This is a genomic window from Neisseria sp. P0021.S007 (assembly GCF_051956855.1).
The window spans coordinates 1-687 of sequence record NZ_JBQCXA010000537.1; the positions used below are offsets into that span (position 1 = coordinate 1).

At 55.6% G+C, this 687-nt stretch carries 1 protein-coding gene; it reads left to right on the top strand.

Going from position 1 to position 687, the window contains the following annotated elements; translation table 11 throughout:
• On the top strand, nucleotides 1-687 hold a 687-nt coding region (gene msrA / locus ACTHUR_RS14475; protein ID WP_440399269.1), incomplete at both ends, for a peptide-methionine (S)-S-oxide reductase MsrA.

Here is a 687-nt window from a genome sequence, read left to right on the forward strand (position 1 = left end):
CGGCGGCACCATCGCCCAAAGCCTGAATATCAGCGTTTACCCTTCGTGGGCGTTAATCGGTAAAGACGGCGACGTACAGCGCATCGTCAAAGGCAGCATCAACGAAGCGCAGGCATTGGCGTTAATCCGCGACCCGAATGCCGATTTAGGCCGTCTGAAAAACGCGTTCTACAAACCCGACACACAGAAAAAGGATTCAAAAATCATGAACACGCGCACCATCTATCTCGCGGGCGGCTGCTTCTGGGGCTTGGAAGCCTATTTCCAACGCATAGACGGCGTGGTTGACGCCGTATCCGGCTACGCCAACGGTAAAACGCAAAACCCGAGCTACGAAGACGTATCCTACCGCGACACGGGCCATGCCGAGACCGTCAAAGTCACCTACGATGCCGACAAACTCAGCCTCGACGACATCCTGCAATACTATTTCCGCGTCGTTGACCCGACCAGCCTCAACAAACAAGGCAACGACACCGGCACGCAATACCGCAGCGGCGTGTACTACACCGACCCCGCCGAAAAAGCCGTCATTGCCGCCGCCCTCAAACGCGAGCAGCAAAAATACAAGCAGCCCCTCGTCGTCGAAAACGAGCCGCTGAAAAACTTCTACGACGCCGAGGAATACCATCAGGACTACCTGATTAAAAACCCCAACGGCTACTGCCACATCGACATCCGCAAAGC